This is a genomic window from Rhodanobacter hydrolyticus (assembly GCF_044904645.1).
In genome coordinates this window covers 2919357-2938864 of record NZ_JADIKK010000008.1, presented here as the reverse complement: position 1 = coordinate 2938864, position 19508 = coordinate 2919357, and the positions used below count along the sequence as shown (strand labels likewise).

The 19508-nt window shown below is 66.1% G+C and carries 19 protein-coding genes and 1 riboswitch; of the genes, 9 read left to right on the top strand and 10 right to left on the bottom strand.

The window, feature by feature from the left end:
- Window positions 1-131: 131 nt before the first annotated feature.
- Window positions 132-668, top strand: a complete 537-nt coding sequence (ppa, locus tag ISP25_RS15775; RefSeq protein ID WP_404615224.1) for an inorganic diphosphatase — start codon at window positions 132-134, stop codon at window positions 666-668.
- A gap of 60 nt (window positions 669-728) precedes the next feature.
- Here the strand turns inward: ppa and ISP25_RS15770 are convergent, their stop codons facing one another.
- Window positions 729-1667: a LysR family transcriptional regulator gene (locus tag ISP25_RS15770; protein ID WP_404615222.1), complete on the bottom strand. Its 939-nt coding sequence runs from the start codon at window positions 1665-1667 to the stop codon at window positions 729-731.
- Between the two features lie 101 nt (window positions 1668-1768).
- On the opposite strand from ISP25_RS15770, the gene ISP25_RS15765 reads away from it, so the two are divergent.
- From ISP25_RS15765 to ISP25_RS15755, 3 genes are read left to right on the top strand one after another with little or no spacing between them, the layout of a single operon-like run.
- Window positions 1769-2959, top strand: a complete 1191-nt coding sequence (locus ISP25_RS15765; RefSeq protein WP_404615220.1) for an MFS transporter — start codon at window positions 1769-1771, stop codon at window positions 2957-2959.
- Window positions 2960-2986: 27 nt separating this feature from the next.
- The gene (locus ISP25_RS15760) at window positions 2987-4051 is read left to right on the top strand and encodes an aldo/keto reductase (RefSeq protein WP_404615218.1); all 1065 of its coding nucleotides are present in this window, start codon (window positions 2987-2989) and stop codon (window positions 4049-4051) included.
- Window positions 4048-5064, top strand: a complete 1017-nt coding sequence (locus tag ISP25_RS15755; protein WP_404615216.1) for a zinc-binding alcohol dehydrogenase family protein — start codon at window positions 4048-4050, stop codon at window positions 5062-5064. The genes ISP25_RS15760 and ISP25_RS15755 overlap by 4 nt, the downstream gene beginning before the upstream one ends.
- 22 nt (window positions 5065-5086) lie before the next feature.
- Here ISP25_RS15755 and ISP25_RS15750 read toward each other — a convergent pair whose 3' ends face one another.
- The 3 genes from ISP25_RS15750 to ISP25_RS15740 form a co-directional block, all read right to left on the bottom strand.
- The gene (locus tag ISP25_RS15750) at window positions 5087-5704 is read right to left on the bottom strand and encodes a ferritin-like domain-containing protein (protein ID WP_404615214.1); all 618 of its coding nucleotides are present in this window, start codon (window positions 5702-5704) and stop codon (window positions 5087-5089) included.
- Window positions 5705-5817: 113 nt separating this feature from the next.
- On the bottom strand, window positions 5818-7695 hold the full coding sequence (gene thiC / locus ISP25_RS15745) for a phosphomethylpyrimidine synthase ThiC (RefSeq protein ID WP_404615212.1): 1878 nt from the start codon (window positions 7693-7695) through the stop codon (window positions 5818-5820).
- Window positions 7696-7856: 161 nt separating this feature from the next.
- Window positions 7857-7953, bottom strand: a riboswitch (TPP riboswitch).
- Window positions 7954-8010: 57 nt separating this feature from the next.
- Window positions 8011-8661, bottom strand: coding sequence for a TetR/AcrR family transcriptional regulator (locus tag ISP25_RS15740; protein WP_192158127.1), 651 nt, complete (start codon window positions 8659-8661; stop codon window positions 8011-8013).
- A gap of 241 nt (window positions 8662-8902) precedes the next feature.
- On the opposite strand from ISP25_RS15740, the gene ISP25_RS15735 reads away from it, so the two are divergent.
- The gene (locus ISP25_RS15735) at window positions 8903-9547 is read left to right on the top strand and encodes a protein-L-isoaspartate O-methyltransferase family protein (RefSeq protein ID WP_404615210.1); all 645 of its coding nucleotides are present in this window, start codon (window positions 8903-8905) and stop codon (window positions 9545-9547) included.
- A gap of 35 nt (window positions 9548-9582) precedes the next feature.
- Window positions 9583-10932 carry a TolC family outer membrane protein gene (locus tag ISP25_RS15730; protein ID WP_192158122.1) on the top strand — a complete coding sequence of 450 codons (1350 nt, stop codon included), beginning with the start codon at window positions 9583-9585 and terminating at the stop codon, window positions 10930-10932.
- A 54-nt stretch (window positions 10933-10986) separates the two neighbouring features.
- Here ISP25_RS15730 and waaA read toward each other — a convergent pair whose 3' ends face one another.
- On the bottom strand, window positions 10987-12261 hold the full coding sequence (waaA, locus tag ISP25_RS15725; protein WP_404615208.1) for a lipid IV(A) 3-deoxy-D-manno-octulosonic acid transferase: 1275 nt from the start codon (window positions 12259-12261) through the stop codon (window positions 10987-10989).
- Between the two features lie 56 nt (window positions 12262-12317).
- Between waaA and lpxL the strand changes: the two genes are divergently transcribed.
- The 3 genes from lpxL to ISP25_RS15710 are packed head-to-tail and all read left to right on the top strand — an operon-like array spanning window position 12318 to window position 15089.
- Entirely contained in the window at window positions 12318-13253 is a 936-nt protein-coding gene (gene lpxL / locus ISP25_RS15720) for an LpxL/LpxP family Kdo(2)-lipid IV(A) lauroyl/palmitoleoyl acyltransferase (RefSeq protein ID WP_404615206.1), read from the top strand.
- 37 nt (window positions 13254-13290) lie between these two features.
- Window positions 13291-14010, top strand: a complete 720-nt coding sequence (locus ISP25_RS15715) for a polysaccharide deacetylase family protein (RefSeq protein WP_404616328.1) — start codon at window positions 13291-13293, stop codon at window positions 14008-14010.
- A complete protein-coding gene (locus ISP25_RS15710; protein ID WP_404615204.1) occupies window positions 14007-15089 on the top strand; it encodes a glycosyltransferase family 4 protein in 1083 nt (360 codons plus the stop codon). The genes ISP25_RS15715 and ISP25_RS15710 overlap by 4 nt, the downstream gene beginning before the upstream one ends.
- 24 nt (window positions 15090-15113) lie before the next feature.
- Here the strand turns inward: ISP25_RS15710 and ISP25_RS15705 are convergent, their stop codons facing one another.
- From ISP25_RS15705 to ISP25_RS15685, 5 genes are all read right to left on the bottom strand, one after another.
- Window positions 15114-15881, bottom strand: coding sequence for a glycosyltransferase family 2 protein (locus tag ISP25_RS15705; protein ID WP_404615202.1), 768 nt, complete (start codon window positions 15879-15881; stop codon window positions 15114-15116).
- Window positions 15871-17196, bottom strand: a complete 1326-nt coding sequence (locus ISP25_RS15700) for an O-antigen ligase family protein (protein WP_404615200.1) — start codon at window positions 17194-17196, stop codon at window positions 15871-15873. The genes ISP25_RS15705 and ISP25_RS15700 overlap by 11 nt, the downstream gene beginning before the upstream one ends.
- 49 nt (window positions 17197-17245) lie before the next feature.
- The gene (locus ISP25_RS15695) at window positions 17246-18373 is read right to left on the bottom strand and encodes a glycosyltransferase (protein ID WP_404616327.1); all 1128 of its coding nucleotides are present in this window, start codon (window positions 18371-18373) and stop codon (window positions 17246-17248) included.
- A gap of 94 nt (window positions 18374-18467) precedes the next feature.
- The gene (locus ISP25_RS15690) at window positions 18468-18674 is read right to left on the bottom strand and encodes a zinc-finger domain-containing protein (RefSeq protein ID WP_192158110.1); all 207 of its coding nucleotides are present in this window, start codon (window positions 18672-18674) and stop codon (window positions 18468-18470) included.
- A gap of 185 nt (window positions 18675-18859) precedes the next feature.
- Window positions 18860-19441: a YceI family protein gene (locus tag ISP25_RS15685; RefSeq protein ID WP_192158108.1), complete on the bottom strand. Its 582-nt coding sequence runs from the start codon at window positions 19439-19441 to the stop codon at window positions 18860-18862.
- Between the last annotated feature and the right edge of the window lie 67 nt (window positions 19442-19508).

Below are 19508 nucleotides of genomic sequence, written 5' to 3'. Positions count from 1 at the left end.
GCAAAGCCCTCCCGCGGAGGGAAACGGCAGGCCTGCCGGGCTTGTTGTTCAGCCATCGCTGCTGCATCGCAGCAGCGTTTTGCCGTATCCTTGCGGGCCAACTTTCTCCTATATCGCGCAAGGACATCCCCATGGGTCTGCACCTGGTTCCCGCTGGCCGCAACGTGCCGGACGAAATCAACGTCATCATCGAAATCCCCAAGGATGCCGAGCCGGTCAAGTACGAAGTGGACAAGGAGTCGGGTGCGATCTTCGTCGACCGCATCCTGTCCACGCCGATGCGCTACCCGTGCAATTACGGCTACGTGCCGGGCACGCTGGGCGGCGACGGCGATCCGCTGGACGCGCTGGTGATCCTGCCGCTGCCGCTGACCGTGGGCTCGGTGATCCGCTGCCATCCGGTCGGCATGCTGAAGATGACCGACGAGGCCGGCAGCGACGAGAAGTTGCTCGTGATTCCCTCGCCCAAGGTGTTCCCGGGCTACGCGCACATCAGCGACATCAAGGGCGTGTCGCCGCACTGGCTGGAGCGCATCGGCCACTTCTTCGAGCATTACAAGGATCTGGAGAAGGGCAAGTGGGTGAAGATCGACGGCTGGGTCGGCGCCGACGAGGCGAAGGCCGAGATCAGCACCGGCGTCGAGCGCTACAAGGCTTCCAAGGTCTGATCCCCCTGCACGGGAACGGTGCGTCGCTGCGAAGCGGCGCGCCGTTTTTCATGCCCGTCGTCAGCCGCCGCGTGCACGCGCCTTGCGTTTCGCCGCCGCCACGCCACGCTCCCATGGTGGCGGATCGCCCAGCTTTTCGACCAGGAACTCGGTGAACGCACGCACGCGCGGCGGCACCAGCCGGCGTTGCGGCGTCACCGCCCAGATACCGCTTTCGGGCAGCGTGTACTCCGGCAGCACCACTTCCAGCCGGCCCGCAGCCAGTGCCTCGTGCACATGCCACAACGAATGCACGGCAATGCCTTGCCCGGCCAGTGCCGCGTCCCGCACCGCTTCGCCCAGCGTGGTCTCGAAGCGCCCCTGTACGCGCACTGCATGTTCGCGCCCGCGGCGGTCGGTGAAACGCCATACGTCCTGGCCCGACAGCAACACGCATTCGTGCCGCGCCAACTCGGCGAGCGTGCGCGGGCGGCCGTACCGGCGCAGGTAATCCGGCGAGGCGCACAGCACGCGCCGGTTGGCGGCCAGCTTGCGCGCCACCAGGCTGGAATCGTTCAAGGCACCGATGCGGATGGCGAGGTCGTAACCCGCGCCCACCACATCCACCATCTCGTCGCTGAGATGGGCGAACAGGCGCAGCTTCGGGTGGCGCGCCAGGAACTCGGGCAGCAGCGCCGATATGTATTCGCGGGCAAACGCGGCCGACATGGTCACGCGCAGCGTGCCGGTCACATCGCCGGCGCTCTGGCTCAGGCCCGCGGTGAGCGCATCGAGATCCTCCACCAGCGCCCGCCCCTGCTCGGCCAGCAGGCGGCCTTCCGCGGTGGGGTGCAGGCTGCGCGTGGTCCGCTGCAGCAGGCGTACGCCCAGCCCGCGTTCCAGCCGCTGCAAACGCTGGCTGGCGACGGCCACCGAGAGATCGAGGCTGCGCGCGGCGGCGCTGATCGAGCCCTGGTCCAGCACGCGCAGGAACAAAACGAGGTCGTCGAGGCGATCCATGGCTTTCAATGATTCATTGAAAATGAATCGCCATTTTGGTGGTTTCTGCTGACAGTGCAAGCACCCAGACTGCACGCACTCCATCGCGCGGAATCCTCTTCATGACCCCCAGCCGCACTCCACCGGCGCTGTATGCGCTGGCCGTCGGCGCTTTCGGCATCGGCACCACCGAATTCGTCATCATGGGCCTGCTGCAGCAGGTGTCGGCCAGCCTGGGCGTGAGCATCGCCAGCGCCGGCCTGCTGATCTCCGGCTACGCCTTCGGCGTGTTCGTGGGTGCGCCGGCGACCACGCTGGCCACGCGCAGGCTGCCACGCAAGGCCGTGCTGCTGGGGCTGATGGCGATCTTCACCCTGGGCAACCTCGCCTGCGCACTGGCGACCAGCTACGTCGCGCTGATGGCTGCACGCGTGCTCGCTTCGCTGGCGCACGGCACCTTCTTCGGCGTGGGCTCGGTGGTCGCCACCTCGCTGGTGCCGGAACAACGCAAGGCCTCGGCCATCGCCACCATGTTCAACGGCCTCGCGCTGGCCACGCTGATCGGCGTGCCGGTATGCGCGTGGCTGGGCCTGCACTTTGGCTGGCACGCAGCGTTCTGGGCGATCACCGCGATCGGCATGCTGGCGATGGCGGCGCTGGCCATGCTGCTGCCGAACACGCACGACGACACCGCACCGGTGTCGCTGGGCACGGAACTGCGCGCCATCGCGGGCGCGCCGGTGCTGGTCGGCCTCGCCACCACGGTGTTCGGCTTCGCCGGCGTGTTCGTGGTCTATACCTTCATCCAGCCGCTGCTTACCCGTATCACCGGCTTCGGCGATGCGATGGTGTCGCCGGTCCTGCTGGTGTTCGGTCTTGGCATGGCCATCGGCAATCCGCTGGGCGGCAAGTTGGCCGACCGCAGCCTTTCCAACGCCCTGGTCGGCACGCTGGCAGCACTGGCCGTGGTGCTGGTGGTGTTCGGCTTCGCGATGCACGCACGCTGGACAATGGTGCTGTTCACCGGCCTGCTCGGCATGGCGATGTTCGCCACCGTGGCGCCGTTGCAGATGTGGATACTGCGCCGCGCCTCCGCTGCCCCGAGCCTCGCCTCCAGCCTCAACATCGGCGCCTTCAACCTCGCCAACGCGTTGGGCGCGTGGCTGGGCAGCGAAGCGGTGGCGCGCGGCGCGGGCCTCGCCACACTGCCGTGGATCGCGGCCTTGATGACCGTCGTCGGCATCGCCTTGGCAGCCTGGGCGCTGCGCGGGCACCGCGCTTCGCAAGCGTCCGTGCTCTGCACGCAGGCTTGATCCCTCTCTCTATATCGGAGTTTCGTCATGGAATACCGCTTTCTCGGCCGCTCGGGTTTCAAGGTGCCCGCACTCGGCTTCGGTACCGGCACCTTCGGCGGCAAGGGTCCGTTGTTCAGTGCCTGGGGCAGCACCGACGTTGCCGAAGCGAAGCGGCTGGTCGACATCTGCCTCGACGCCGGAGCCAACCTGTTCGACAGCGCGGACGTCTATTCGGACGGCGCCTCGGAAGAAATCCTCGGTGCCGCACTGAAGGGCCGGCGCGAGCGTGCCATCCTTTCCACCAAGCTCACCTTGCGCAGTGGCGACGGCCCGAACGACGTGGGCGCTTCGCGCCATCACCTGATCGCCGGCGTGGACCGCGCGCTGAAGCGCCTGGGCACGGACTGGATCGACTTGCTGCAACTGCATCACTTCGACGCGATGACGCCAGTGGACGAAGTGATGTCCACGCTGGACGACCTGGTGCGCGCGGGCAAGCTGCGTTATCTCGGCGTGTCGAACTACGCCGGCTGGCAGATCGCGAAATCGCAGGCCGCCGCCGAGCGCTACGGCAGCGCGCGCTTCGTGGCGAACCAGAGCTACTACTCGCTGATCGGCCGCGACTACGAATGGGACCTGATGCCGGCCAGCCAGGACCAGGGCCTCGGCGCCATCGTGTGGAGCCCGCTCGGCTGGGGCCGGCTCACCGGCAAGATCCGCCGCGGCCAGCCGTTGCCTGCCGGCAGCCGCCTGCACGACACCGCCGGCTTCGCACCGCCGGTGGACGAGGAGCGCCTGTATCGCGTGGTCGACGCGCTGGAAAGTGTCGCGGCGGAAACCGGCAAGAGCGTGCCGCAGGTGGCGATCAACTGGCTGCTGCAGCGGCCCACCGTGTCCAGCGTGCTGATCGGTGCGCGCAACGAAGCCCAGCTGATCGACAACCTCGGCGCCGTCGGCTGGAATCTCACGCCCGTGCAGGTCGCCGCGCTCGATGCCGCCAGCGCAGTGGTGCCGCCCTATCCGCACTACCCTTACTGGAACGGCATGTTCACCGAACGCAATCCGCCACTAGTGGCGGCCCCTCCCATCCCCACGGAGTCGAAAGCATGAAAGCCGTCGCCCTCACCCGCTACCTGCCCATCGACGATCCCACCTCGCTGGTGGACGTGGAATTGCCTAAACCCGTGCCGGGAGCATCCGACCTGCTCGTGCGCGTGGAAGCCGTATCGGTCAACCCGGTCGACACCAAGGTGCGCTCACCCAAGCCACAATTGGAAGCGCAGCCTAAGGTGCTGGGCTACGACGCGGCAGGCGTGGTCGAGGCCGTGGGTGCCGAGGTGCAGGGTTTCAAACCCGGCGATCGCGTCTACTACGCCGGCGATGTCACGCGTGCGGGCAGCAACGCCGAGTTCCAGTTGGTCGACGCTCGGCTCGCTGCGACGATGCCGCGCACGCTGGATTTCGTCGATGCTGCCGCGTTGCCGTTGGTGGCGATCACCGCGTGGGAACTGCTGTTCCAGCGCATGCCGTTCGACAGCGAGCACGGCGGCGAAGGCAAATCACTCTTGGTGATCGCTGGTGCGGGCGGCGTGGGCTCGATCGCGGTCCAGCTCGCGCGACGCGCGGGCTTCACCGTAATCGCTACTGCTTCGCGCCCCGAAAGCGCGGACTGGTGTCGCGCGATGGGCGCACAACACGTGATCAACCACCGCGAACCGCTGGACACACAACTTGCCGCGAAGGGCTTCGCGCAGGTCGATGCCACGCTCAACCTCGCCGACACCGATCGCTACTGGGACACGCTGGGCGAGCTGCTGGCACCGCAAGGCCACGTGGGCCTGATCGTAGAGCCGAAGGGCGCACTCAGGATCGGCGACCCCTACAAGGCCAAATGCATCGGCATCCACTGGGAATTCATGTTCGCTAGGCCGCGTTTCCGCACGCCGGACATGGTCGAGCAGGGCCGCATCCTCGCCCGCGTGGCGCAACTGATCGATACCGGCGAGCTGAAAGGCATTCGGCGTGAGACGCTTGCGCCGATCAATGCGACGAACCTGCGCGAGGCACATCGCCGATTGGAGTCGGGCACCGGCATCGGCAAACTGGTGCTGTCGGGTTGGTGATGCGCAGGCGGCCGGTACGGGCTCAGCCGCGCTTGCGCGCGTGCTTCTTCCCCTCTGCGTGGCCGCCATGCATGGGGGCAGCCTTGGCAGGCTCGCCTTTCTTGCCCAGTTGCTCCAGCAGGGTATTCATGTCCTCGGCGTGCTCCTCCTCCATCGCCAGAATGCCTTCCAGCACACGTCGGGTGGTGGAGTCGTCTTTGCCCACGTAGTCGATCATCTCGCGGTAGCTGTCGATGGCGATGCGCTCGGCCACCAGATCCTCCTTGATCATGTCCACGATGTCCTCGCCTTCCACATAGTCGGCATGGCTGCGAGTAGCCAAGCCCTCAGGCGAGAAATTCGGCTTGCCGTCGAGCTGGGTAATTCGCTCGGCGATCAGGTCGGCGTGACCCTGCTCCTCGTTCGCATGCTGCAGGAACTCCTGCTTGATTGACTGTGAGTGGATGCCCGAAGCCATGTAATAGTGGTACTTGTAGCGCAACACGCAGACGATCTCGGTGGCCAGCGCGTGGTTGAGCAGCTTCACCACGGTGTCACGATCAGCCCTGTAGCCCTTCGTCATCGCACCCCTGTCGATGTCCTGGCGCGCGCGCTTGCGGATGGCCTCGATGTCGCTGACGAAGGGCTTGGCTTTGGGCATGACTGGCTCCTGCGACTGTTTGCAACGGACGTGGTCGACCAGCCTAGGCAGGCGCATGAAAAAGCCAGGTGAAGGATTCACCTGGCTTTTCGACATCACTGCAATGGAATGCCTCAGGCCTTGTGATAGACCTCGGCACCCTGCGCGCGGAACTCGGCAGCCTTCTCGGCCATGCCCTCGGACAATGCCTCGGTTTCGCCGGTACCGTGTTCGGCAGCGTAGTCGCGGACGTCCTGGGTGATCTTCATCGAGCAGAACTTGGGGCCGCACATCGAGCAGAAGTGCGCGCTCTTGTGCGCATCCTTGGGCAGGGTCTCGTCGTGGAACTCCTTGGCCTTTTCCGGATCGAGGCCGAGGTTGAACTGGTCTTCCCAGCGGAACTCGAAGCGCGCCTTGGAGAGCGCGTTGTCGCGCACCTGCGCCCCCGGATGTCCCTTCGCGAGATCGGCCGCGTGCGCGGCGATCTTGTAGGCGATGATGCCGTCCCGCACGTCCTGCTTGTTCGGCAGGCCCAGGTGCTCCTTCGGCGTGACGTAGCAGAGCATGGCGGTGCCGAACCAGCCGATCATCGCCGCGCCGATCGCGCTGGTGATGTGGTCGTAGCCGGGCGCGATGTCGGTGGTGAGCGGCCCCAGCGTGTAGAACGGCGCCTCGCCGCACTTCTCCAGCTGGCGATCCATGTTCTCCTTGATCAGCTGCATCGGCACGTGGCCGGGGCCTTCGATCATGGTCTGCACGTCGTGCTTCCACGCGATCTGCGTCAGCTCGCCCAGCGTGTCCAGCTCCCCGAACTGCGCCGCGTCGTTGGCATCGGCCACGCAGCCGGGACGCAGGCCGTCGCCGAGGCTGAAGGACACGTCGTACGCCTTCATGATCTCGCAGATGTCTTCGAAGTGCGTGTAGAGGAAGTTTTCCTTGTGATGCGCGAGGCACCACTTCGCCATGATCGAGCCGCCACGCGAGACGATGCCGGTGACGCGCTTGGCAGTGAGTGGCACGAAGCGCAGCAGCACGCCGGCGTGGATGGTGAAGTAGTCCACGCCCTGCTCGGCCTGCTCGACCAGGGTGTCGCGGAACAGCTCCCAGGTCAGCTCCTCGGCCACGCCGCCGACCTTCTCCAGCGCCTGGTAGATCGGCACGGTGCCGATCGGCACCGGCGAGTTGCGCAGGATCCATTCGCGCGTCTCGTGGATGTGTTTGCCGGTGGAGAGATCCATCACTGTGTCGCCGCCCCAGCGGATCGACCACACCATCTTCTCGACTTCTTCCGCAATCGACGAGGTCACGGCGGAATTGCCGATGTTCGCGTTGATCTTGGTGAGGAAGTTGCGGCCGATGATCATCGGCTCGCTTTCCGGGTGGTTGATGTTGGCAGGGATGATGGCGCGGCCGCGCGCCACTTCGTCGCGCACGAATTCGGGCGTGATGATGCGCGGGATCGCCGCGCCGAAGGACTGCCCCGGATGCTGCACGCGCAACGCGCTGTCGCCCAGCGCGTCGATGCGCTGGTTCTCGCGGATCGCGATGTATTCCATTTCCGGCGTCACGATGCCCTGGCGCGCGTAATGCATCTGGGTGACGTTGGCGCCCGACTTCGCGCGGCGCGGCGTTGGCAGCTGCGGGAAGCGGATCGCGGCCAGCTCCGGCGCATTCGCGTGGCGACGGCCGAACTCGGAACTGCGACCGTCCAATGCCTCGGTGTCACCGCGTTCGGCGATCCACGCCGTGCGCAGCGCCGGCAGGCCGGCGGCCAGATCCACCGCGTAATCCGGATCGGTGTACGGACCGGACGTGTCGTAGACGGTAATGGCCGGATTCTTCTCCACGCCGAACATCGCCGGCGTATCGGCCTGCGCGATCTCGCGCAGCGGCACGCGCAGGTCGGCACGACCGCCTTGCGCGTGGATCTTGCGCGACCCGGGGATCGGTCGCGTCACGGCAGCGGAGAGTTCCTGCGCGGCGCGCGCGAGGTCGGACGGCAAGGCATTCATCGGGTTGGCTCCGGCTTGGACAGGCTTCTTTGAAAATCCGCACGAGGATGTGCGGTTCTACGCGAGGGATTCGCATACGACCGTGCAGAATGCACGGGCCCTTGCGAATGCACTCGCATGAAGTAATCAAAGCGGCGGCGCCAAGCACACGACGAAACGCTGCATCGTGCGTCGAAGCTCCCTCCACCGGTGCTAACCGGATCAGGTTCGAAGGGACTCTCTCAGCCGACCGTTGCGCCGGCACCCCCGCTTCTCAAGCGGCTATTCAAGCACGAAGCGGGACATGCCGCGAGTGCGGCGCACTCGACGCTTGGTTCAGCGCGTCGCGTAGGCGCGCAGAAAGGTGACCACGCCAGCGCGTGCGGTCGCTTCGATTTCGGCGGCGTAGCTCTCGCTGCAATCCACGCAACCGAACATGCGGCGCATGAACAAGTCGCCCTTGATGAGGGCGAGAAACTGCACGCTAGCGCGCGACACATCGTCGATGGCGAGGTGGCCAGCATCAACGATCTGCTGCAAAAGGCGTTCCATCAGGCCCTGCGTGCGCAGCGGGCCCTCCTCCCACAACAAGCGGCCGAAACGCGGGTTGCCCTGCCGACAATCGCCAAGGATGGCGCGGAAGGTACCCACTGCCTCGACGTCGCAATCGAGCCGCGCATGGATCAGCGCCACGCGCAGCAGGTTTTGCTCCACGCTGGCATGCGAGTCGTAGTCATAGGTGTTTTCCGGCAGCAGGTCCTCGACGCGCGCGCGGATCACCTCGCGGAACAGATTGTCCTTGTCGCCGAAATGGCTATAGACGGTGAGCTTGGAGACACCTGCCTCGGCCGCGATCGCGTCCATGCTGGTGCCGGCGAAGGCGTTGCGGATGAACAGCGCCTTCGCCGCCGCGAGGATCGACGCACGCTTTTCCAGATCCTTCGGGCGCCCTGGCCCCTGTGATCTGACCGGCGAAATGCTGCTCATGTCCAACGCCTTCCCAAAGTCATGCGAGGACTTTATTATACGCCTTGGTTCACTTATTTCCAGCCATATGGCAGCCAAAGTGTCCGCGGACACTGTCCAAGGCATGACTTGCGTCAGCACATCGCGGTGACTTCCGGCACTTCGTGATGCGACGTGCGGGCCGCAGTCTAGCCGTTGTCGAGGCGAGGCCAAGCCCTTATCCTTTCAGGTCTTTTTTCGACTCCTACGGAACCCGGCAGACATGGCGATGAACTTCGAGCAGGCACGGACGAACATGGTGGAGAACCAGGTACGTCCCTGGGAGGTGCTGAACGGTCGCGTACTCGACACGCTCGGCCGCGTGCGGCGCGAGGAATTCGTCGCCACCGAGCACCGCCAGCTCGCCTTCGCCGACCTGTGCCTGCCGCTGGGCCATGGCGAGACGATGATGAAGCCGGTGCTGGAAGGCCGTGTGCTGCAGGCGCTGGATCTGCAGGAAGCCGACCGCGTGCTGGAGATCGGCACCGGCTCGGGCTTCCTCACCGCCTGCCTCGCCAACCTCGCCGCCGAAGTCGTCAGCGTGGACATCCACGCCGACTTCACCGCCACGGCCAGCCAGCGCCTGCAGGCCACCGGCGTGACGAACGCCAAGCTGCATACCGGCGAAGCCGTGAACGGTTGGCAGCCGGAAGGCCAGTTCGACGTGGTGGTCGCCACTGGCGCCGTGGCCGAAGTGCCGTCGCGCTGGATGGGCTGGCTGAAGCCTGGCGGCCGTCTGCTGGCGATCCGCGGCGAGTCGCCCGTGCAGCAAGTCGTGCTGATCACCCGCGAAGGCGAGGAAAGCCTGCTCGAGACCGACCTGCCCTACCTCGTCAACGCCGCGCCTGCGCCGCGTTTCGTGCTCTGAAGCCCAACTTCCCCTCTGATCCCCACGAGGCAATCATGCGTTTGAAGCTGCTCACCCTGGCTCTGGCCTTGGCCACCGTCTCGCTGCCCAGCCATGGCGAAGACCTGCTCGACGCCTATCGCCAGGCACGTGCCAACGACCCGACGCTGGCCCAGGCCGACGCCACCCGCCTCGCCACCGGCGAAGGCGTGGATCAGGCACGCGCGCTGCTGCTGCCTCAGATCAGCGGTTCGCTCTCGTTGAACCAGACCACCGGCGGCAGCGGCGGCGAAGTGCAGGATCCGAACAATCCGAACCAGTTCATCAGCACCAGCGCGTTCGGCCACAGCCGCACGCGCAGCCTGGGCCTCGACCTCAGCCAGACCGTGTTCGACTTCAGCAAGTACGCCAACCTGAAGGCAGCGCACGCCTCGGCGAACGCGCAGGACGAGACCTACGAAGCCGCGCTGCAGAACCTCTACGTGCGTGTCGCCACGGCCTATTTCACCGTGCTTACCGACGAAGACCAGCTCACCTTCGCCAAGGCCAACGAGGACGCGTACAAGCAGCAATACGACCAGGCCGTCGCGCGCTACAAGGCAGGCTTGTCGGCGATCACCGACGAATACCAGGCCAAGAGCTACTACGAAGGCGCCAAGGCGACGACCATCGCCGCGCAGAACACGTTGGACAACGACCGCGAGGCGCTCAGCCAGATCACTGGCCAGCCCACCGGCAACCTGAAGAAGCTGCGCGACGACCTGCCGATGAACGCACCCGACCCGGCCGATCCCGATGCCTGGGTGAAGCAGGCGTTGATCAACAACCCGAGCCTGCTGGCGCAGCAGCAGAACGTGCGGGCCGCCGACGCGAACGTCACCTCGGCACGCGCGGGCCACCTGCCGACGATCACGGCCAGCGTCAGCTACGGCAAGAGCGCGAGCTGGTACGAGGACGCGGCGATCCACTCCAATACCCCGTCGCAGACCACGATCGGCCTCACTCTCAACGTGCCGATCTTCTCCGGCGGACTCACCCAGTCGCAGGTGCGCCAGTCCGTCTACAACCGCGACGCCGCGCAGGATTCGATGGAGATCGAGCGCCGCCAGGTGAAGGCAAGCACGCTGAACTACTACCGCTCGGTGCTGGCTGGCGTCAGCCAGGTGCAGTCGGGCAAGGCGGCGGTCGATTCCGCGCAGAAAGCGTTGGACGCTACCCGTGCGGGCTTCAACGTGGGCACGCAGACCATGGTCAACGTGCTGCTGGCGATCCAGACCCTGACGCAGGCGGAAAGCACCTACTCGCAGTCGCGCCACCAGCTGGTGCTGGATCGCCTGCTGCTGAAGCAGAGCGCCGGCACCGCCAGCCTCGACGATCTGCAGAACACCAATTCGCTGTTGCAGTAACCCGTCTGCAGACCGCTACGAAAAGGCCGGCGCTGCCGGCCTTTTTCTTGGGGCTCAGTTCCGCAGCTTTGCAGCTATCAGTTCCATCAGACGGCCTACGGCGCCATGCTCGCGCTCGAACACCTCCCTGGCCGCACGGCCCATGCCGTGACGGCGCTCGTCGTCGAGCAACAGGCGTTGCACCGCCTCGCCCAACGACTCGCGATCCGGCACGCGCAGCGCGCCGCCTTCTTCGATCAGGCTTGTGGTTATTTCCTCGAAATTGAAGGTCTGCGGTCCCACCAGTACCGGCGTGCCCAACGACGCCGGTTCCAGCACGTTATGGCCACCGATCGGCACCAGGCTGCCGCCCACGAAGGCCAGGCCTGCAGCTGCATAGAACGGCATCAGCTGCCCCATCGCATCGATCACGAATACCTGGTGCGAAGGCGCCGGCATGCCATCGACGCTGTAGCTGCCGGCGGCGAACCCGAGGCTGCGCACAGCGTTCTCCAGCGGGCGAAAGCGCTCGGGATGGCGCGGCGCAATCAGCAGCAACGCATCGGGCAGGCCCTTGAGCACCGCAAGGTGCGCTTCCAGCACCGCCTGCTCCTCGCCCTCATGCGTGCTGGCGGCGATCCAGACCGGCCGGCTTGCGCCCCAATGTTCGCGCAGGCGCGCGCCGGCCACCGGTGCATCCTGCGGCACCGGCATGTCGTACTTCAGGTTGCCGCAAACCATGACGCGCTCGGCCGGCGCGCCGATCAGGCGGTAACGCGCCGCGTCGGTGCGCGATTGCGCGGCGACCATGTCCACGCAACCCAGCGCCGCGCGCACCATGCCCCGCAGCGGCCGCGGCCGATAGCCGCGCAGCGAGCGCTCCGACAGTCGCGCGTTGACGATCATCAGCGGGATGCCGCGGCGGCGGCAGGCAAAGTACAGGTTCGGCCATATCTCGGTTTCCACGATCAGCGCCAGCCGCGGTCGCACGCCGGCGAGGAAACGATTCACCGCATACGGCAAGTCGTAAGGCAGGTAGACGTGGAACACGCTGCCGCCGAACAACTGCCGCACGCGCGCAGTACCGGTAGGCGTCACCGTGGTCACCACCAGCGGCGCATCGGGATAGTCGCGCTTCAATGCCTTGATCAGCGGCTCGGCCGCGTTCACTTCGCCCACCGACACCGCATGCACCCACAGGCTGTCGCGCAGGTTCAGCGGGGCCTTGAAGAAGCCGAAACGCTCCGCCCAGCGCCAGTAGTACGGCCGCGAGCGGAAGCCGCGCAACGCAAGCCGCAGCACGATCAGCGGCGTCACCAGGTACATCGCAAGGGTGTAGAGAAAGCGCAAGGCCGGCTCCAAAGATGGTGGCCGAGTATACGGGGCGCAGGGAGCAGTCCATTACAATGCCGCGGATGCCCGGCACCCCACGCCCCGACTTCCACCGTTCCCTGCTCGCACCACGCCATTGGCCGGCTTGGCTGGGCATTGGCGTCATCAAACTGGTGGCGTTGCTGCCCTATCGCGCGCGGATGGCGCTGGGGCGCGCCCTGGGCAAGCTGATCGAGATCGTGCCCAACGCGCGCCGACCGGTGGCGACGACCAACATCGCACTGTGCTTCCCTGAACTCGATGCCGTGGCGCAGGCCACGCTGGTCGATGCCCACCTGCGCGACCTCGGCCTGATGCTGATGGAATTCGCGTCGGGATGGCTGGGTTCGGATCGCGCCATCGAACGCATACCGGTGACGATAGAAGGCATCGAGCACCTCGAAGCCGCCCGCGCCCAAGGGCGCGGCGTGCTGCTGGTGGGCGGGCACTTCTCGCATCTCGAATTGTGCGCGCGGCTGGTCTCGCAGCGCACCCGCATCTCCGGCATGTACCGCAAGATGGACTCGGCGGTGTTCGAATGGGTGGTTTTGCGCGCGCGCCTCGGCTATGCCGACGCGATGTTCGACAAGGACGACATCCGCGGCACCGTGAAATACCTGCGCAACGGCGGCACGCTGTGGTACGCGCCCGACCAGGACATGCGCAGCAAGGACAACGCGTTCGTGCCGTTCTTCGGCGTGCCTGCGGCCACCATCACCGCCACGCATCATCTTGCTCGCCTGTCGGGCGCCGCCGTGATCCCGTTCTTCCATCGGCGGCTGCCCGACGGCAGCGGCTACGTGCTGCGCCTCGCCGCGCCGCTGGACGACTTTCCCGGCACGGATGCTGAAGCCGACACCGCCCGCGTCAACGCTTGCATCGAGCAGATGGTGCGCGAGGCTCCCGAGCAATACCTGTGGGTGCACAAGCGCTTCAAGACCCGCCCGCCCGGCATGCCGCCGGTGTACTGAAAGCTCGCGCAAAGGCGACGCACGCACCATGACTGCCATGCCCATCCCCATCCTGATGTACCACAACATCGCCGCACCACCGCGCGAGTTGCGGCGCTGGCGCAGCCTGTACGTGCACCCGCGCTCGTTCGCGCGCCAGATGGCATTGCTGGAGCGATTCGGCTACGCGGGGCTCTCGATGGGCGCGGCGATGCCATACCTGCGCGGCGAGCGGCAGGGCCGCGTCGCAGTGATCACGCTGGACGACGGTTATGCCGACAATCTGGAAAACGCGCTGCCGGTACTGCAACGCCATGGCTTCAGCGCGACCTGCTACGCGGTAAGCGGCGCGCTCGGCCGCTACAACGATTGGGACGACGCCAAACTCGGCGTGCGCAAGCCGATGATGGACGCAACACAATTGCGCGCCTGGCACGCTGGCGGCATGGAAGTAGGCGCTCATACGCGTACGCATCCGCGCCTCCGCCAGTGCAGCAACGCACAGTTGCATGAGGAGATCGCCGGCAACAAGGCCGATCTTGAAGACCTGATCGGCGCACCGGTGACGCAATTCTGTTACCCCTATGGCGACTACGACGACCGCGTGGTCGACGCCACGCGTGCAGCCGGCTATGCAGCCGCGACCACGATCCACCGTGGTCGCGCGCAGCCAGGCAACGACCTGTGGCGATTGCCACGCGTGGCGGTGGCGCGCAGCCATATCCTGCCGCAGTTCGCATGGCGGACGTTCACCGGCTACGAGGACCGTCACGGATGAAGTTCCTGTTTGCCGGCACCAGCCGCGAGAACGGCGGTGCCGAGGCCCACTTCGTCACCCTGACCCAGGCGTTGGCCAAGGCCGGCCACACCGTCGAGGCGGTGGTGCATCCAGGCGCGCCGATGGCACAGGCGCTGTCAGGCACGCCGGTGCATCTGCACCCGGGTCGCTTCCGCAACATCTTCGACCTGCGCGGCTACCGTGCCACCATCGCCGCGGCGCGCCAGTTGAAGCCAGACTGGCTGGTCGGCGACTTCGGCAAGGAATACTGGCCGCTGATCCTGACCGGCCGTCTGCTCGGCATTCCCGTGGCGCTGTTCCGCCATCGCCTGAAGCCAATGAACCGGGTCTCGGCCCGATTGGTGGCCCGCTGCGCGCAACGGTTCTTCGCGGTGTCGCAATACGCACGGCGCGACTACGTCGAGCACGGCATGCCAGCCGGGCGCGTGCAAGTTCTGTACAACCCGGTGGACATGGAGCAGTGCCGGCCGGATGCGGCGCAGCGTGCCGAACTGCTGAAGAAACTGGGACTGGACGAGAGCGCCGTTGTACTGGGTTGCTTTGGCCGCCTGCACGCGGGCAAGGGCATCTTCACCCTGCTCGACGCCGCCAACGCGGCGATGATGCAGGAGCCTCGCCTGCACTGCCTGTGGCTGGGCGACGGCATCGATACCCAGCGGTTGCGCGACAGCATCGCGGCTTCGCCGTTCCCGGAGCGCCACCACCAGCTCGGCTGGGTTGCCGACGTGGCGCCGTACTACAACGCGCTGTCGCTGCTGGCTTTTCCCTCGATCGCGCCAGAAGCCTTCGGCCGCACCTCGGTGGAAGCGCAGGCCTGCGACGTGCCGGTGCTGTGCAGCGACGCCAGCGGGATCCCGGAGACCCTGCAACCCGGCGTCACCGGCCTGCTGCTGCCACCCGGCGATACCGCGGCCTGGCGCGACGGCATCCTCGAGCTGTGCAACGACGCGAAACGCCGCACCATGGCCGCCGCATCGCGCGAATTCGTACTGCAGCGTTTCAGCACGCCGGTGATCGCTGCGGAGTTCGTGCGCCAGCTGGTTGCGGGACCCGGCTGAACCTGCCGTCATTGTTCCTGGCGATCATCCCTGATCGCGAAGCATCCGCCGGCGTGCCTCGTGCAACTTGGCGTATTTCAGGAACACGTAGTTCGCGCCTACCACGCTGGCGATGAAGCCCGCCCAGCCGCTGAGGAAGTAGCGCTTGAACAGGTACTGGCGCAGGAAGAACACCGGTGGATAGATCACCATGCGCAGCCCGGTGAAACGCTGGCGGCGGCGCAGCTTGTGCGCCACCAGCGCACTGCTGTAGCGGTTGATGCGATCGATGCGGGCAGCAATGTCGGGATCGCTGTCGTTGATGAAGTCGGCGCGCCACAGCGTCTTCACCGGTCCCTCCACTTCCATCGCCGAATGCACTTCCACGTCGTTCATGCGGCCACGGCGGCGGTCGTACAGGCGCAGATGCGCGTTGCGCCAGCTCCACGGGTGCTGCACTGTCCAGAACATGCGTTCGCGGCGCGGCAGGCGGAAGCCCGCGTATCTCGGCTGCGTCAGCGCACGCTCGATCACCGCACGGCTGGCAGGCGACAGCACTTCGTCCGCATCGAGATTGAGGATCCAGTCGTGGCTGGCCATGCCGATGGCGCGCTGCTTCTGCGGGCCGAATTCATCGAACGGATGCGTAGCCACGCGCGCGCCGTGGCGTTGCGCGATCGCCACCGTGTCGTCGGTGGAACCTGAGTCCAGCACCACGATCTCGTCGGCCCAATCCACGCCGGACAGGCATGCATCCAGCGTGGCCGCATTGTTCAAGGTGATCACCACCACCGACAGCGGCTCACGCTGCATCGCGATACTCCGAAGGAAGCGCTTCTTTGAGGAGTCCGGCAGGGACGCCGGTTTTGGCTTTGCCGGCAGGGATGCCGGCAAACAATGCTGAACACCACAGCCCCAGCAGCCAGGCGAACAGCAGGCCCCACCATGCCGAGTAAAAGGCCAGATGGGTGTTCAACGGAAACAGCATCACGGCCAGCGCCAAGGTGACCGGGAACGCGCGTTCGCGCGCCGCCGCACCCACGCGTCGCCAAACGCGCAACGCCAGGACCACGCCAGCCAGCCATAGCACGAGGCCGATGCCGCCAGTTTCGGTGAGGATCTCCAGCACGATCTGGTGTGCATGGCAGGCGCCTTCGCCTTCGCCGCAGGACTCCACCACCACGAAGTGGTCGTCCGCCGGCGCGAACTCCGGATAGGCATAACGGAAGGCGCGCACGCCCACTCCGTTGACCGGATGCGCGGCGATCATCCTGAGGCTGTCGCGCCAGATTTCCAGCCGGCCGGTGAGCGCCTGGTCCAATCCAAGCCGCGTGCCGTGCAAGGCGTCCAGCGTGCGCTCCATGCGCGCATCGAAGCGTGCCGAGGTGCGCCACGCGACACCGCCAACCGCTGCCAGCGCCACTGCGCCCAACGCGCAATACAGCATGAAGCGCCGCCACGAACGCGCCTCGCGCCAGGCAAAGGCCAGCGCCACCAATCCGTAGCACAGCCATGCCGCGCGCGAACCGGCCAGCAGGATCGGTCCCAGCATTACGAGAAAGGCAATCGCCAACCCCGCGAACCCCCAGCGCCGCCGTGCTGCCCATAGCGCGAACGGCGACAGCACTGCCAGGGTCGGGCCGAGCTTGAGGTTGCGTGCGCCGAAGATGCCTGAGATGCGTTCGGCTTCGGCGTGGCCGCCCAGGCTCCACCCCGTGAGCGCCTGCGTCCAGGCATCGAGTGTCCACCATGCCAGCACGCAAGCCACTGCCACGTACAAGGCGTACAGGCGGCGTTCGTCGCGGATCACGCCACAGGCGAACAGGCCCAGTGGCAGGTAGCGCAGCAAGGCGGCCACCGTGCCCCAGCTCTTGCCTGGCGCCAGCGAACCGAAAGACGAGACCAGCGCTGCACCGATGTAGGCCGCCAGCAACCACAGCAGCAGCCGCGCACCGGCCTGCCCGCGCAAGGCCTGCGGCGCACGCACCAGCATCACGGCCGTGCCCACCGCGCAGAGAAAGGTGCCGAACTCGCTGCTGCGACCGAACGGCAACAAGGCAACTACCAGCCAGAATGGCAGCAGCGGCGAACGCAGTGCGGATTTCAGGGAGTCGGGCGAGAGACTCATGCGGGTGCCGTGGCAACGACGAACCCGCATTGTAAGTGAGACGCGCGAGTCAGCCGGCGACCACTTCTTCGTACAACGCCAGCGTGGCCTGCTGCATGTCGGCCAGGCGATAAGACTGCAGCATCGGGATTGGCGGTGCCACGCGCAGCAATTCGGCGGCGCGCTCCACCAGCCGTTCGCGATCACCGGGCGGCACGCGGCCGGCTGGGTACAGCTCGGCCAGCAGTTCACCTACGCCGCCGTGCGCATAACCCAATACCGGGCGGCACAGCGACAGCGCCTCGATCACAGTGCGTCCGAACGATTCGGGCTTGTTCGACAACTGCAGGATCAGGCTGGAGATCGCGTAGATGTCGCGCACGTCGTTGCGCGGCGGCGTCAACGCCACCTGCGACTCCAGGCCGCGTGAGCGGATCAGCGCGCGCAATTCCTCCACATAGGCCTCGCGGCCTGCCTCGATCACACCCAGCAGCAGCAAGCGCGCGTCGATGCCGCGGCGCTTGAGGTCGGCCAGCAGTTCGATGGCGTCGTGATGCCCCTTGAGCCGCGTGCCGCGCCCCGGCAGGGTGAGCAGCGGCGCACCAGCCAGTCCGGGGTGTTCGGAGAAGAACGCGCGCTTCCACGATTCATCCGGGCGGTGGCCATACGGGAAGGCGTCCGGGTCGATGCCGCGCGGAATCACTCGCACGCGGCCTGGCTCCAGCCAACCGTAATGGCCAAGCACGTAGTCACGCAGGGTCTGCGAAACCACGATCACGCGTTCGCCGCGGAGCAGAATCGCGCTGTAGCGTCCCGGCGAGTTGAGCCCGTGCACGGTGGTGACGAAGTGCGGCCGCTGCTTGAGTCCCTTCAGCGCCCACCACCCCAGCCACGCCGGCAGGCGCGAACGCGCGTGCACGATGTCGGGCTGGAGTTCCTGCAAATGCTTGCGCAATGCACCAATCCGCCAAAGGGTGGCCAGCGACTTGCGGCCGATGTCCAGCATGATGTGCTCGCTGCCTTCGGCTACCAGCTGCTCCACCAGCCGGCCGCCGGCCGAAACCACGACCGAACGGTGCCCCGCCTGCACCAGCGCGCGGGCGACTTCCAGCGCGGAACGCTCCGCGCCACCCGACTGCAGCGTCGGGATCAGCTGGACGACGGTCAGTCGCGGTGTAGTGCCGACGCTGCCGGACATGGTTCCTGCCTGCGGGCCTGCATCCTGGTGCATGAGCTTCATCTTGCTATCCAAGCAAGAAAAATGCCGCCGCAAGCCTGAACAACGGCCTTACTCAATCGCGCAGGACGTAACGCGCGCCACAGTAAGGACAAACCGACTCGCCACCGTCGTCGACGACAGGCAAATACACCTTGGGATGCGAATTCCACAGCGCCATGCCCGGCATCGGGCAGGACAACGGGAGGTCGTTGCGCGTCACTTCGTAACGATTTTCGGCATTCGACGGAATCGGGGCGACGGCCGCGGCGGAGGCTGGCATGGGGAGGTTCCGGGCAGGATTGTGATGCCACGCATGGTAACAGGCCACCTTGCACCGGCAGCAAAATTTGCCGGAAGCATTTCCGGGATCGCGCTGACGGTGGCCATATGGGACCGTCATGGATGGCGGTAGCAAAAAAAAGCCCGCGCCGTCACCGACGCGGGCCTGTCTTTCCGCTGGGCGAATTACTGCTTCGGCACCTCGGCCTCGGTGGTGATATGCACCTGGATCTCGTCGCTCACCATAGGCACATAGGCACCCATGCCGAAATCCGAGCGCTTCAGCGTGGCGGTGGCGTCGAAACCGATGGCCTGCACCTTCATCATCGGATGCGGGCCAATCTTGTTCAGCGTCGCATCCAGCGTTACCGGCTTGGTGACGCCATGTACGGTCAGGTTGCCGGTCACCTTGAAGTGAGTGCCATCCACCGGCACCACGCCGGTGCTCTTGAAGGTCACCACCGGATACTTGGCGGCATCGAAGAAATCGGCCTCCTTCAGATGCTTGTCCAGCGCCGGCACATGGGTGTCGAGGCCGCTCAGCGGCAAGGTCACGTCCACCGAGGACTTCGACGGATCCTGCTGGTCGAACACCAGCGTGCCCTCGCCCAAGCCGAGGTTGGCGGTGGGGTTGGAGTAACCGAAGTGATTCCAGCTGAACAGCACCATGGTGTGGCCAGGATCCATCTTGTAGCTGACCGGGCTGGCCTGGGCAGCAACCGCGGCGCCAAGCAGGCCCGCGATCAAGAGATAACGAAACATGCGCATGTGAGTTCTCCGCGGCAGTAGCAGTAGGGAAAGAAGGCGTCGGCCGGAAGCCAGCCGTTCGCCGTTA